Raw genomic sequence first — 13,979 nt, forward strand, 5'->3', positions numbered from 1 at the left:
GCTACATTGATTTCCTTTCCGCAATTTCAGCCATCTTGGCGTCATTCAGCCTGGTATCGCCGTGGACCCTGGAATAAGAAAGATAGCCGTTCATCCGGTCGATTTTGGTCAGGTTCCGGCTGCCGCACTTGGGACAGATATCCATCTCCAGCTCCTGATGCCCGCAGTCGTCACAGTAGGCAAGGGAAAGGTTCACGCCTTCATAGAAGCCCTTGTCCATTGCCCTGCGGATGAGGGTTTTTACCGCCTCGATATTGTAATCGATGGGGTATTTTACATATTGGATCTTTCCGCCATTGCACAGGTTCCAGAAACGGCCTTCCTTATCCTGCTTTTCAATGGGAGTGATATCCTCTGTTACATGGCAGTGGAAGCTGTTGCTCACGTATTCCCTGTCGGATACCCCTTCGATAATGCCGTATTTATTGCGGAACTGCTTCACCTGCAGGCCGCACAGGTTTTCTGCCGGCGTACCGTAGATTGCATAGAGGTTGCCGTCCTCTTCTTTATACTCATTAATTTTGCTGTTGATGTGCTCCATAACCTCCAGCGCGAACTGGCCGTCCTCCACAAGGGATTTGCCGTTATAGAGCATCTGCAGCTCATTCAGCGCCGTAATGCCGAAGGATGCCGTAGCCGACTTTAACAGCGGCTTGATCTTATCCGAAAGCTTCAGATTTCCGCCCAGGAAACCGCCCTCGCAGTAGGCAAGGGGATTGGTGGAGGCACGCATTTCTCCCAGATAGGCATAGGTACGGATATGCAGCTGCCTGATCAGGTTCAGATAGTAATCCAGCACCTCATAAAAATCCTTGCTTTCCTGTCTTGCCTTGGCAAGGATCATGGGCAGATGGAGGGAAACCGCGCCGATATTGAAACGGCCCACAAACACAGGTTCGTCCTTTTCATCCGCAGGATGCATGCCGCCCCTGACATACCAGGGGGAAAGGAAGGCGCGGCAGCCCATGGGGGATACGATTTTGCCGTATTTTTTATACATGCTGGCCACATAGCCTTCTCCGGTCAGGCTGAGCCAGTCGGGATACATGGTTTTGGCGGAGCACCTTACCCCTTCCTCAAACACATCCTCCAGCGGTTTTCCGGGGCCATGCAGGTTTTCATCATAGAGGAAAACAATCTTGGGGAAGAGCACCGGCTTCCTGAAGCCATCCTTTCCCTGTCCCTCCCGGCGCACCTTCAGCATGGAAACGGTGGCAAGCTTCGCAAAACGTCCGGTTCCCGTGCCCGCAGTCACTGTGATGAACGGATAGTCCCCGCGGCTGCTGGCCACGGTGTTGAATTTATATTCCCAGCCCTGGAAACCCTGCTCCATTTCCTTGACCACATCTGCATAAGCCACTTCTTCCGCTTTTTCTTCCGGGACACCCAGCGCCAGATATTTTTTCATATCCCGGTCAAAGGATTTCTGCGCATAAGGCTCCAGTATCAGATCCACGCTGGGCACCGTAAAACCGCCGTACTGCTGGCTGGCGGCGCTCAGGACAATATCGCCGATAACGTCAAAGGCCACATCCAGGGTTTTCGGTTCGTTGTACCAGATATTTCCCATTTCAAAGCCGCCGGACAGGACGTTTTGTACATCGAACAGGCAGCAGTTCATGGTATCCCTTCTTGCGCTCATATCATGCACATAAATATAACCGTCCCTGCAGGCCTGGATTTCTTCCGTTGTCATAAAAAACTTCTGGTACAGCTCCTTGTTGAGCTGGTTGAAAATAAGGCTTCTCTTCGTGGAAACCAGGGCGGAATCCGTATTGGCGTTTTCCTTGTCGCCGATATACATGATGGACTGGCTCTTCTTGTACACATCGTCCAGCATACGGACAAAATCCTGCTTATAATTCCGGTAGTCCCTGTAGCTTTTGGCCACGATGGGCTTAACCTCCTCCAGGGCGCTCTCCACAATATTGTGCATCACAGGAATGGGAATCTCACTGCATTCCAGCTCATCCACCTTTTCAATGACATAGCTGCAGATTCTTCTCTTTTCTTCATCCGTAAATTTGGTAAGGGCGCGGTAAGCGCTTTTTCCCACCGCATTTATCACCTTCTGCACATTGAAGGACTCCCTTGTCCCGTCCTTCTTTACCACCTTTACATCCAGCTTTGTCTGGTATTCTTTTCCGTAATCCTGCTCTTCATTCTCCATAAGCCCTTGTACCGTATTCTCCATTTCTTCTCCTATCTGCTCCGTTGGGGCGCGTCTTTTCCGTTACTGTCAGCGCAAAAGCGGGAAAAAAATCCGGTTGCTGGAATGCGGTACGTGACGGGCACCGTACACGTTCTGCCTTTTCCCTCATCCGGTTTGCGGTATGCGTTGTCAGTTATGTAGTATAAAAGGATAGTTATGCAGCTGCTTTATTCCTTCAAATACCTTCAAGCACTGCAAAAATACTATATCCTGCCAAATATACATTTCTTACCACTATATCTAGTGGCAGATATCAGTATAAAGGAATCCGGCCTCTCTGTCAATGCCTGTCGGAGGATTTTCCGCTTTTCATTTTTCTTCCCGCAACAGCCCGGATAGCCAACTGCTGCTTCTCCTTTCCCTGTCCCGATATCTGCCTTTCTCCTGTTATCTGGAAAGGATTCCGCTCCTTCTGACTGCTTCCACAGCCTCCCTGATCGTCTCCACAGGCAGGGTGAGGGCGAAACGTACATGTCCTTTTCCCAGCTCGCCAAAGCTGCTTCCCGGCGTACACAGCACGCCTGTTTTCTCCATAAGCTCCATGACGAATGCGGTATCGTCGTCAAAACCTTCCGGTACAGGCGCCCAGGCAAACATGGTGCCTTCGCTGTCCGGCACATTCCAGCCGATGGAACGGAAGCCGCCGCACAGGGCATCCCTTCTTTTACTGTATTCCTCACACTGGAGAAGCACAGGCTCGTCCGGCCCGGTCAGCGCTGCAATGGCTCCATACTGCACAGGCAGGAAGGTTCCGTAGTCAATCTGGGAACGCAGCTTTTTGAAGTTCTGCACCAGCTCCCTGTTTCCGGTAAGGAAGCCCATCCTGGCCCCCGTATAGTTATAGGATTTGGAAAGGGAATAGAATTCCACGCAAACTTCCTTTGCCCCCGGAATGGAAAGAATGGAAATCCCCTGCCTTCCGTCATAAATAATATCCGAATAGGCATTATCATGGATGATGACCAGTTCATGTGCCTTCGCCCAGGGAATCAGTTCCTCGTAAAAAGAATGGGGGGCGCATTTACATATGGGGTTCATCGGATAGGAAACTATCATAAACTTTGCTTTATCCGCCGTTTTCCCCAACGCCTCCAGATCGGGCAGCCAGTGGTTTTCCTCCATTAAAGGATAGGTTACCAGCTTCGCTCCCGCCAGAGACGGCCCGATGGCAAAAATCGGATAGCCCGGATCCGGCACGAGGACAATATCACCTTCATCGCAGAGGGAAAGGCCCACGTGGGCGATCCCTTCCTGGGAACCATAGACGGACATGATTTCCTCCGGCTCCAGCTGCACGCCGTAGCGTTTCTGATAGCGGCTGATCACCGCATCCGTCAGATCCGGCAGATCCCGAAGCGCATATTTATAATTTTCAGGCTTTCCCGCCGCGCTCACCACTGCGTCGATGATCCTCTGCTGCGGCTTGAAATCCGGCGTTCCCACGGAAAGGTTATACACCTTTCTCCCCTGCCGCTCCAGTTCATTTTTCTTTTCATTTAATACCTGAAAAATACCTTCCTCATAATCCTTCATTCTGGATGCAAAATGAAGCTCCATGTCTTCCTCCTGTCTGCCGTTCCCTGTTATGCTTCCTCAAAACGGCCTTCCTCATACAGTTTGTTTATTTTTTTAAGATATTCTTTGTATTCCTCAACCACATCCGGCGGCCCGGTAAGCCTGGCCTGGATTCCAAGGCCTGTCAGCCACCCGAAAAACTGTCCGCTGACAGCCACCTTCACCCGGATACGGAAGGTTCCCTCCGCCAGCCTGCGGATGTCCGTTTCTTTTCCGAACCGGTCAATCACCACGCCGATCAGCCTGTCCGCAAACTCCAGGGACACCGTCTCTTCTTTTCCTCCGTACATGCCGAAGGTTTTATTGGTATAAGCGGCGATATCAAAGCTTTTAAAAGCGCTGCCGCCCTCTCTTTCCAATGCCGTCAGCTGGATGGATCCCATTTTATCCACCCGGTAATGCTTCAGCTGATCCGCTGCCGCATCATAGCCGATGAGATAATAATTTTCATCATTCCAGGACAGCGCCCAGGGGCTGATCACATACCGCTCCCCGCCTTTACGGGGAACCAGCCTCCGATCCAGCGTCCATTCCATATACTGAAAGGAAATCTGTCTGTTTTCCTGGATGGCTCTGTGTATGAAATCCACATTATAGTAAATGCTTTCGTTTTCCGTCTTCACCCTGCCCGCCACATATACCTGGCGCTGCAGCTGCGTCGCTTCCTTGGCGCTGACGAACTGCTCCAGCTTCTGTATCAGTTCCCTGGATTTTCGCTGGGTGATAAAACGGGAGGCCTGAACCACATCCACCAGAAGCTTCAGCTCAGGAAGCTCAAATTCCCGGGAACCCATATAGTAGCCGCTGCCGGCCTTATTTTTCACATGGACGATATCATAGCCGAAATCCATGAGCCGGGCAATATCATCATAGATACTTTTCCGTTCCGCGCTGATATCCCACCGGGCAAGGCGCTCAATGAGCTGCTGGGAATTGAGGAAATGCTCCTCGTCGGTTTCCTCCCGCAGGATTTTCAGCAGGTAAAGCAGCTTCAGCTTCTGATTCGATGATTTTGGCATGACAAATCCCCGCACTACTCACAAAAAAGAGCGGGACATTCCCACTCTTTTGGTTAAACGTAAACATTTCTCCCGGTTTTCTGTCAGGACTGCGTTCCCGGCGCCTGTGCTTCTTCTGTCCCCCGGGTCAGGGCTTCCGCAGCCTCCCTGGCATTTTTCTTCTTCCGCATGGTGATGCCGATTGCAACGGCAATAACAGCCAGCACTGCAATCAGTACAAAAAGCAGTAAATAGGATAAAAATGAATTCAAAAATAATGTAAAATCAGCCATTTGCTTCAAACCCCTTGCCTGAATCACAGGCTTTCGATTTCGGCGCGGTGTTGCCCCGCGGTCTTATTTATCATAACATTTATTGGTACAGGCCGTCAAGAGGGGGGATGAGATTCCGGCGCAGCCATCCGCAGGGGATGTTTGGGAGCGGGAGGGTGTCTTCCTCTTTGGCTTCTATTGTATAGATGTATCCTTTTTTGCCTTCTGCCGCTTCCCTGAGGGCATTGGGATACCATTCCTGGTAATGTACGGTGCCGTCCTTCTCAAAGCCATAGGGGAACCAGTAATAGGGGCGTTCTACCGTATTTATCAGGTAAAAGCCTGCTACTATTTTTATCGTGGTCATATACAGATAGGGTCTGTCATGATCCGCCTGGCGGGGCTTGAGGATTTTGATGTCGGGGGTATTGCTTCCGTGATATAGCAGCATCGCTTTACCTCTCAAAATGCAAATGTGTTGCAGGTTTGGTTTCCGTATTCATGTGGCTGATTGGTGCAGGTATTGTATTCACCGGCAGGAATGAACCAGGCAACAGGCAGCGCAGGTCAGGCCGGCTTTCAGTCAGACGCCGGGGTCCGGGAGCAGGTTGGTGCCGTCGGCGGCGGTGGTGGCCAGGGTGTCGCAGCGTTCGTTTTCGGGGTGGCCGTCGTGGCCTTTGACCCATGTAAAGGTGACGGTGTGGGGGGCGGCGGCTTTCAGGAGGCGTTTCCAGAGGTCTACGTTTTTAACGGGGCCGGAGGCTCCTTTCCAGTTTTTTTTGAGCCAGCCGTCTATCCAGTGTTTGTTGAAGGCATCCGTTACGTATTTGGAGTCTGAGATAACCTCAGCCTCACAGGGGCGGTTGAGGGCTTCCAGCCCGGCTATGACCGCCATGAGCTCCATGCGGTTGTTGGTGGTTTTGATATAGCCGCCGGAGAGTTCTTTTTCGTGCAGGTTCCCTTTCTGATCCACGTATTGGAGAATGGTTCCGTAGCCGCCGGGGCCTTCCGGGTTTCCTCTTGCGGCTCCGTCTGTGTATATGGTTACTTTCATTGATTTTCCCTCATTTCTTGCAATAGTCATTTTTGTCCGGCCGTCACTGTATGGTATTTTCCGCCGTTACGTCCAGTTTCCGGTTTCCAGGAAATGCGCGGCCAGTGCATTGGCTTCTTCAATGATTGCATTTTCATAGCCGATGATGCCGAGCAGGCGTATCGCATTGCGGGTCATTGCTTTTCCGGAACGGAGTATATAATTGAAAAGAATGTCTCCTTCCATGATTTCTTCTTCAAAATGGTAATTGTCATAGCAGTCCGCCAGCAGCTCCGTCAGCTCAATGTCATGCGTGGCTGCAAAACAGAGGACGCCGGGGCGGCTGAGGCTTCGCAGGATCTGGGTGGAGGCGGCGATCCGTTCCACGGTGTTGGTGCCCCGCAGGACCTCGTCCACAAAACAGAGGACAGGGGCGCTGCCTTCCCTTGCCGCATCCAGAATCCGTTTCAGGGATTTGATTTCCACAATATAGTAGCTTTCCCCGCCTTCCAGATCGTCACGCAGGGCCATGGAGGTCATGATGCGGTACAGGCCCCCCGAATAAAAATCGGCGGTGCAGGTATGGATTGTCTGGGCCAGCAGTGCATTCAGAGCCACGGCCTTCAGAAAGGTGGATTTTCCGGAGGCGTTGGAGCCGGTGACCAGGATACCCTGCTTTGCCAGGATATCATTTTTCACAGGCTCTTCCAGCAGAGGATGATAGAGTCCCCTGATTTCAAGGCGTACGCTTTCCCTGCTGTCCTCCGTCAGGCGCGGGCTGCACCAGCCGGAAGCCAGGGACGCACGGTAGGAGGCGATGGCTATGCAGGCTTCCGTTTTTCCGGCAATGGTGATCATTCTGTCGATGTCCGTAAGGTGCTTCCTGACCTCCTTAAGCATGGTGTTGAAGCAGATGAGATCCAGGTGAAGGAGCATATTTACATAGTCCAGTATCAGGGACAGGGGATCTCCTGCCGTATCGCTTCCGCGCATGCCGAGCATGGCGCTGTAACGGAATTTGCCGAATTTGCCCTCCAGTATTTTCAGTTCCTCCCATTCCTCTTTCAGCACAGGGATGTCCATTTTCCTGATCCGAGCCGAAAAATCCAGTATCCGGCGGACATAGGCAAAGCTGGTAAGATAAGGCTCGATTTCATGCTTCTGTTTCATATAGCCGAAAATATTTACCGTAAAAAGAAGGAAAAGGAACATCATGCCAATGGGCGGGGAAACGATAACCATGCCAATGGCCGGAATGAGCAGAAGATCACAGATTATATGGGAAAGGCTGCTGCGCTCTCCCAGATTGTCAAGGTAATTCAGATAATCATAGACGGAATATTTTCCGCTTCTGCCCAGCTGCATATAGGCATACTGCAGCTGTTCACGCATCTGCTCCTGCTGCCCGAAGCAGGTAATTTTTTCTTCCATGGCGTCCAGCGCCTTTGCATCTTTCAGCTGCGGGGTCCTCAACAGATAATAGAGATATTCCTGTCCGGCGGAGGAATAGGTCTGGTTCATCCGGAAAAAAAGCTGATCCATGCCAAGATCGTTCCAGGTGATATCATCCACCTGTTCCGGCTCCTGATGCATGGAAAAATAGCCGGGTATGCTGGAAAGCTCCTCGTCCGAATAGTCTCTGTCCGGCACTGCGCCGAAGCCTTCATGTATTTTCCGCTTCTGCCTGCGCTGCTTTACGCGTTCATCCGCCGCTCCCTTTATAAATACGGCCAATACGGCCGCTATGACGAGCACCAGTATCATAAGCAATTCCATATGCAAGTTCCTCCTGCTTTTTTAAAGCATAAATTCTTCTCCGCGTCTGCTGATGTCAACGATTTGCGCCGCATGCTGCCGTCCGGTCTGTGTTTCCTTATATTTGGAAATATAGCCGTATTCCTCCCACATATGCATGGGGAATACGTGGGTTGCCGATGTCTTCTGGAGAAAATAATCCATCCCCAGGCCATACGCCGCTTCCAGCCTGGGATCAAGCGGTACGAAAGCCGCGTCAAAGCGTTCTCCTGCAATGCTGTCGATTTCCCGCCTGAAGCCAGTCTCCATATTCCGGTTCCAGCTCGCGGGCTCCCCTTCCCAGTGCCACCAGTTTAAATCCCCTGCATGGTAAAAGGTCTTCCCCTCCGCTTCCACAAGAAACGCAACGCCTTCATCCGTGGATTTCAGCGTACGGACTGTCACAGCCTGGCCTTCCCCGCCATAACCGGTCTGTTCATGCGCCTTCATCACCGTTACATCGGACAGCGCCTCCGGATCCGCCTTTTTGCGGAGCAGATAGTCGGGCTTGAGCTTGATATCATTTCCGAAAAAATAATGTATATGAGGATATTCCTTCCGCAGCTCCAGAATTCTCAGGCTGAAATGGTCCTGATGCTTATGGGAAGCAAATACCAGTATTGTTTTCTCCTTATCCCACGAAGGAAGCTCTCCTGTAAAATAGTCAAACAGCAGCACATGTTTCTCCAGCTCCACGCAAAAGCCGCTGTGCGCGATATAAGTAATTTTCATAGCCATTCCTTTCCCGTCCTTTTCCTATAAACCATCCGCAGGCCGGCTTGCCGGCAGCGCCCGAGGCTCCTTAAAAGCTCCTGATTTTATCAGAGCCGTCGTCAATGGTTTTCCGGATGGAACGGACCACCACATAGTAGCCGTAGCTGCTGTTCACCTCAACGTATACCCTGTCCCCTTCCCGGTGTCCCAGAAGCGCCCTGCCAATGGGGGATTCCGTGCTCACCAGGCCTTCCAGGGAATTTCCGCGCATGGTGGTGACGATTTTCATCGTTTCCGTGGTACCATCCTCTTCAAAGAACAGCTCCACCGTATTGTTTACACCGATCTCGTCCTCTTTGGAATCGTCGGATATCACCTCCGCCGTCTTGATCATCCTCTCCAGGAAACGGATTCTGCTTTCATTCCGGTTCTTCTCTCTTTTTGCCGCATAGTATTCAAAATTTTCACTTAAGTCGCCCTGGGCCCTGGCTTCCTTCACCGCCTCCAGCGCCTCCTTGCGTACTACCAGCTTCCTGTACTCAATCTCTTCCTTCATTCTTTTGATATCATTTTCTGTCAACTGGTTATGCATATTATCACTCCTTTTCATGCCACAGTTTTGCCCAGGCCCAACTGCGGCTGCCTCCCGCCATTAAAAATCGCTGTGCGGTGGGCCGGCTGCCTGCCGCCGTTATACATTCGTAGAACTGTAATCTTTTTATCACTTCGGCAGCTCTGTCCTATACATTTGCCGCCCAATAAGCTTCCGGGATATTGTACCATACATTTTTCCATCTGTTTATCCTTCCCGGAAAAATTTATAAAAATTTATGTTTTCCCTGCCATTCCCCTGTCGGTTAAAATGCTGTTCTGTCAAAAAAGAGCCTCCGCGGTCACATGGACGGCAGAGGCTCTTTTCATAAGCTTCTTTATTATGTAATTATCAGCAGCTGTGAAGAATCCGGGCAGATAACTGTTTTCCCCCCCACAGTTACAATTATCACATGACGGTTCCGCATGGATTTCCGCCATAAATGTGAAATTGCCGTTTTGCTGATTACAGGAAAATATATTTCAGAATAAACAGGACTGTAAGCACATACATCAGGATGCTGATCTTCTTGTCCTTTGCTTTTCCTGTCAGCAGGTTCAGCAGTGTCCAGGAAATAACGCCGATGGCGATACCTTCAGAAATGCTGTATGCCAGAGGCATAGCGATAATGCACAGGAATGAGGGAATCGCTTCCGACATATCTTCAAAGTTGATCTTCACAACCGCACCCATCATATAGAAGCCTACAATGATCAATGCAGGAGCTGTTGCAAAGGAAGGGATGGTAAGGAACAGGGGTGAGAAAATCAGCGCAAGCAGGAACAGAAGTCCTGTGGTAATCGCTGTCAGGCCCGTACGTCCGCCTTCTGTTACACCGGATGCACTTTCTACAAAGGTGGTGGTGGTGGAAGTACCGAAAATAGCGCCGACGCTTGTTGCCACTGCATCTGCCATCAGGGCGCCTTTAATCCTGGGCAGCTTGCCATCCTTGTCCAGCATATCGGCCTTGGATGCTACACCGATCAGTGTTCCCAGCGTATCAAACAGGTCAACAAACAGGAACGCAAACATTACTACAATAAAATCAAGAATCCGGATTCCTGAGAAATCTGCCTTGAATACCTGGCCGAAGGTCTGGCCGAAGGAAGAAAAGTCAAAGCTTACGATTGCGGAAGGGATTACGGAATACATGCCTGCATCCGGATTGGGAACGTAAATGCCAACCAGTTCGCAGATAATTCCCAGTATCCATGTGATAATTATACCTAAAAGGATGCCGCCCTTTACTCTTTTTACAAGAAGAATGGCAGTAATCAGAACGCCAATCAGGGCCAGGATAGCGCCGATACCGATGGAATGGAAGGTATCTCCCTTGAAGGACTGATAGGTAAGCAGTGTTGCATCGCTGTTTACAACGATTTTAGCATTCTGAAGTCCGATAAAGGCGATGAAAAGTCCGATACCAACGCTGACTGCGGATTTCAGGGTCATGGGAATGGCATTGAAAATCGCCTCACGCACATTGGTAAGAGAAAGTATGATAAATATAATACCTTCTACAAATACCGCCATCAAAGCGATCTGCCAGGAATATCCCATATTCAGTACTACGGTATAAGCAAAATAAGCATTCAGGCCCATACCGGGAGCCAGTGCAAACGGATAGTTTGCGAACAGTGCCATCATGGCTGTGCCGACAAATGCAGCAAGCGCAGTTGCGATCAGAACCGCATGAGCATCCATTCCCGCCGCGGAAAGAATGTTGGGGTTAACCGCAAGGATGTAAGCCATTGTCATGAACGTGGTAATGCCGGCCATGATTTCTGTCTTCACATCGGTTTTGTTTTCCTTCAGTTTGAAGAACTTTTCTAACATCTCCCTACCTCCTAAGATTGTGTTAAATAGTAGTGTAATAAATTAAAGAACACGTTACTAATTGTATACTGAAATCCAATTTTTGTCTATGCCCTTTTGTCGAATTCCGTCGGCGAATTCTGGCGTCAGAGGTCCTTTTCAGCAGATGGTCCAGATGCCGCCTTTCTCACGGAAAGTGTAAAAGCAGTCCTGTCGCAAAAAAATTCCGGCACAGCTGTCCCTAAACAGAGCAGCCGCGCCGGAACCCGTATTTTGTTATTCGGCGCTGAGCCTGGCAATGATCTCATTTGCCTTTGCATAAAGCGCTTCCACATCGTCACAGCAGAGGAACCTGCCGTCATAGTAAAGAATCCGTCCGTCAATCATGGTCATTTTTACGTTCTGCTTGCTTCCGCTGTAAACGATATTCTTGGCAATGTTATTAAGCGGCTGCATGTTCGGCTGATGCAGATCGATCATGATGATATCCGCCTTCTTGCCCTCTGCCAGGATATCACAGTCCGTAAGCCCCATGGCCTTCGCCCCGTTGACCGTGGCCATTTTCAGAACTTCCTCCGCGTCCACTGCAGAAGCATCCTTTTCCTTCAGCTTGGCAAGGCCCGTGGTCAGGAACATTTCACGGAACATATCCAAGCAGTTGTTGCTGGAGGCGCCGTCCGTGCCTATCCCCACATTGATTCCCTTTTCCAGGAAACGGGTAATCGGCGCCACGCCGCTGGCCAGCTTCGTGTTGGAGCCAGGGTTGGTTATAATATGCAGCCCCTTTTTCGCGAACAGATCCATATCCTCTTCCGTGAAATAAACGCAGTGATAGCCGCCTCCGCCATAATCAAACAGTCCCAGGGAATCCAGGAACTGCGGCGGAGTCATGCCGTAGCGCTCCAGACACTCGTCCGTCTCCGTCCTTGTTTCAGATATATGGGTAAAAAGAGGCGCCTTATATTTGTGCACCATTTCCGACACCTGCTCCAGCAGCTCCTTGGAACAGGTGTACTCCGCATGGACGCCCAGCATATAGGAAATCAGCGGATGCATCCGGTTCAGAGTCAGGTAGCGTTCCTCCATCACCTCAAGCGCCGGGCCGAATTTGTTCAGGCCGCTTACCAGCACACAGCGCATTCCCATATCCACACATGCCCGGGCGATATCCTTCGGTGACAGGTACATGTCAAATACAGAGGTTACGCCTGTGGTCAGATATTCCAGGATGGCCAGCTGCGTCAGATCGTAATTATCCTGCTCCGTCATTTTCGCTTCCAGAGGGAAAATCTTTGTGTTCAGCCATTCCTGCAGCGGCATGTCATCCGCAAAGGAACGCATGGCCACCATGGCCGAATGGGTATGCGCATCCTTAAAGCCGGGCATGAGCACATTTCCCTCACAGTCAATTTCCTTATCCGCAGCCAGGCCGGGGATGCCTGTCCTTTTGCAGAACGCATCCAGATCCGTACCGTCTCCCACATAGAGAATCCTGTCGTTTTCCACCCAGATTTCCCCTTGCAGCAGACTGCAGCCTTCTGCCATTGTCATGATTCTGGCATTGTACAAACGTATTTTCATGTTAAAATCTTCTCCTTATTTATTATGGCTGAAGCGCTCTCTTCGCCGCGCAGCCTTTCTTCCCTGCAGAAAGCTCCCGCCCGCAGCATTCCCGCTACAGATTGTCCGGGCCGAACCCTTCCGGCAAAAGCTCCTTCAACTTGAAAACCCTGTAATCATCTTCGGAAACCGCTGCGATTACCTCAAAGGTTTCCGGATTGCAGAACTCCATCATCACCTGACGGCACACGCCGCAGGGCATGGTATAATCCGAGAGCGCCCCCTGCCTCCCGCCAGCAATGGCAATCGCCCGGAATGCTCTCACACCCTCGCTGATACCTTTGAAAAAAGCCGTCCTTTCCGCACAGTTGGTTGGGGTAAACGCCGCATTTTCAATATTGCAGCCGGTAAAAATAAGCGGCTTTCCATCCTGCTCATAGGCCGCAAGCAGCGCGGCCCCCACATAAAAGCCCGAATACGGCGCATAGGCATTTTCCCGCGCCCGAATCGCTTCTTTAATCAAATTACGATAGTCTGTCATCTCCATCTCCCCGTTTTGCAGCCGTTATTTTAAGGCTGCGCCGAATTTTTTCACGGATTCCGTCACCAGGGCCTTGAACTTGGGAGCCGCCGCATTGGCCGCTTCCTGCACTTCCTCGTGGGTAAGCGGGTTATCCGTCATGCCTGCCGCCAGGTTGCATACGCAGGAAATGCAGCAGATTTTCATTCCCATGTGATTGGCTGCAATGGCCTCCACAACAGTGGACATTCCCACGGCATCCACACCCAGCTTGTGAAGCAGCTGAATTTCTGCCGGCGATTCAAAGGACGGTCCCGTAAGCTGGGCATAAATCCCTTCTTTCAGGGAAATTCCCTGCTCCTTCGCAGCTTCCCTGATAAGCTCCTGCAGATCCTCGTCATACACGTGCGTCATATCCGGGAAACGCACTCCCAGCTCGTCAATGTTGGCGCCAATCAGCGGGTTGGGCGCCCAAAGGGAAATATGATCCTTAAGCATCATAAAATCCCCTGCCGTAAAGGAAGGATTAATTCCGCCGGATGCATTGGTCAGAAACAATACCTTCGCACCCATCAGCTTCATCAGCCTGGTGGGAAGCACCACATCGGAAATCGGATACCCTTCATAATAGTGGACCCTGCCCTTCATGCAGACCACCGGCACATCTTTCACATATCCGAAAATAAATTTCCCGGCATGTCCCGGAACGGTGGAAACAGGGAAGCCTTCTATCTCATGATAGTCAAGCTCCGCCTCCACTCTGATATCATCCGCATAATCGCCCAGCCCGGAACCGAGCACAATGGCAACCTCCGGCTGGAAATCAATCTTACGTTTAAAGCTGTCGTAGCATTTCAACAATTTATCATATACGGGATTCATAGATAAGCCTCC

Annotated in this window: 13 protein-coding genes; all 13 read right to left on the minus strand. The window is 50.9% G+C overall.

Translation table 11 applies throughout. The features are described from left to right. Nucleotide 1: 1 nt before the first annotated feature. The 13 genes from nrdD to HMPREF1548_RS11920 all read right to left on the minus strand — a co-directional run bounded on the left by nrdD (nucleotide 2) and on the right by HMPREF1548_RS11920 (nucleotide 13,967). On the minus strand, nucleotides 2–2,170 hold the full coding sequence (gene nrdD / locus HMPREF1548_RS11850) for an anaerobic ribonucleoside-triphosphate reductase (protein ID WP_083492970.1): 2,169 nt from the start codon (nucleotides 2,168–2,170) through the stop codon (nucleotides 2–4). Between the two features lie 429 nt (nucleotides 2,171–2,599). Further along, a complete protein-coding gene (locus tag HMPREF1548_RS11860; protein WP_021636360.1) occupies nucleotides 2,600–3,769 on the minus strand; it encodes a pyridoxal phosphate-dependent aminotransferase in 1,170 nt (389 codons plus the stop codon). A gap of 26 nt (nucleotides 3,770–3,795) precedes the next feature. Further along, on the minus strand, nucleotides 3,796–4,806 hold the full coding sequence (locus HMPREF1548_RS11865) for a helix-turn-helix transcriptional regulator (RefSeq protein ID WP_021636361.1): 1,011 nt from the start codon (nucleotides 4,804–4,806) through the stop codon (nucleotides 3,796–3,798). A gap of 83 nt (nucleotides 4,807–4,889) precedes the next feature. Next, nucleotides 4,890–5,078 (minus strand): hypothetical protein, encoded by a 189-nt coding sequence (locus HMPREF1548_RS11870; protein WP_025491061.1) that lies wholly within the window; start codon nucleotides 5,076–5,078, stop codon nucleotides 4,890–4,892. Nucleotides 5,079–5,157: 79 nt separating this feature from the next. Beyond that, the gene (locus HMPREF1548_RS11875; RefSeq protein WP_021636363.1) at nucleotides 5,158–5,508 is read right to left on the minus strand and encodes a hypothetical protein; all 351 of its coding nucleotides are present in this window, start codon (nucleotides 5,506–5,508) and stop codon (nucleotides 5,158–5,160) included. Between the two features lie 132 nt (nucleotides 5,509–5,640). After that, on the minus strand, nucleotides 5,641–6,111 hold the full coding sequence (gene rnhA / locus HMPREF1548_RS11880; protein WP_035321921.1) for a ribonuclease HI: 471 nt from the start codon (nucleotides 6,109–6,111) through the stop codon (nucleotides 5,641–5,643). Between the two features lie 66 nt (nucleotides 6,112–6,177). Continuing rightward, nucleotides 6,178–7,866 (minus strand): MutS-related protein, encoded by a 1,689-nt coding sequence (locus HMPREF1548_RS11885; protein ID WP_021636365.1) that lies wholly within the window; start codon nucleotides 7,864–7,866, stop codon nucleotides 6,178–6,180. Between the two features lie 21 nt (nucleotides 7,867–7,887). Further along, the gene (locus HMPREF1548_RS11890; RefSeq protein WP_035321922.1) at nucleotides 7,888–8,616 is read right to left on the minus strand and encodes an MBL fold metallo-hydrolase; all 729 of its coding nucleotides are present in this window, start codon (nucleotides 8,614–8,616) and stop codon (nucleotides 7,888–7,890) included. Between the two features lie 70 nt (nucleotides 8,617–8,686). Further along, on the minus strand, nucleotides 8,687–9,190 hold the full coding sequence (locus tag HMPREF1548_RS11895) for a GreA/GreB family elongation factor (RefSeq protein ID WP_025491058.1): 504 nt from the start codon (nucleotides 9,188–9,190) through the stop codon (nucleotides 8,687–8,689). A gap of 465 nt (nucleotides 9,191–9,655) precedes the next feature. After that, entirely contained in the window at nucleotides 9,656–11,026 is a 1,371-nt protein-coding gene (locus HMPREF1548_RS11905; RefSeq protein ID WP_021636370.1) for an NCS2 family permease, read from the minus strand. Nucleotides 11,027–11,281: 255 nt separating this feature from the next. After that, nucleotides 11,282–12,586 carry an amidohydrolase family protein gene (locus HMPREF1548_RS11910; RefSeq protein ID WP_021636372.1) on the minus strand — a complete coding sequence of 435 codons (1,305 nt, stop codon included), beginning with the start codon at nucleotides 12,584–12,586 and terminating at the stop codon, nucleotides 11,282–11,284. 94 nt (nucleotides 12,587–12,680) lie between these two features. Further along, entirely contained in the window at nucleotides 12,681–13,106 is a 426-nt protein-coding gene (locus HMPREF1548_RS11915; protein ID WP_102288381.1) for a cytidine deaminase, read from the minus strand. Between the two features lie 24 nt (nucleotides 13,107–13,130). Then, the gene (locus HMPREF1548_RS11920; RefSeq protein ID WP_025491054.1) at nucleotides 13,131–13,967 is read right to left on the minus strand and encodes a purine-nucleoside phosphorylase; all 837 of its coding nucleotides are present in this window, start codon (nucleotides 13,965–13,967) and stop codon (nucleotides 13,131–13,133) included. Nucleotides 13,968–13,979 lie beyond the last annotated feature (12 nt).

It is taken from the genome of Clostridium sp. KLE 1755, from assembly GCF_000466465.2.
Taxonomy (GTDB): domain Bacteria; phylum Bacillota; class Clostridia; order Lachnospirales; family Lachnospiraceae; genus Eisenbergiella; species Eisenbergiella porci.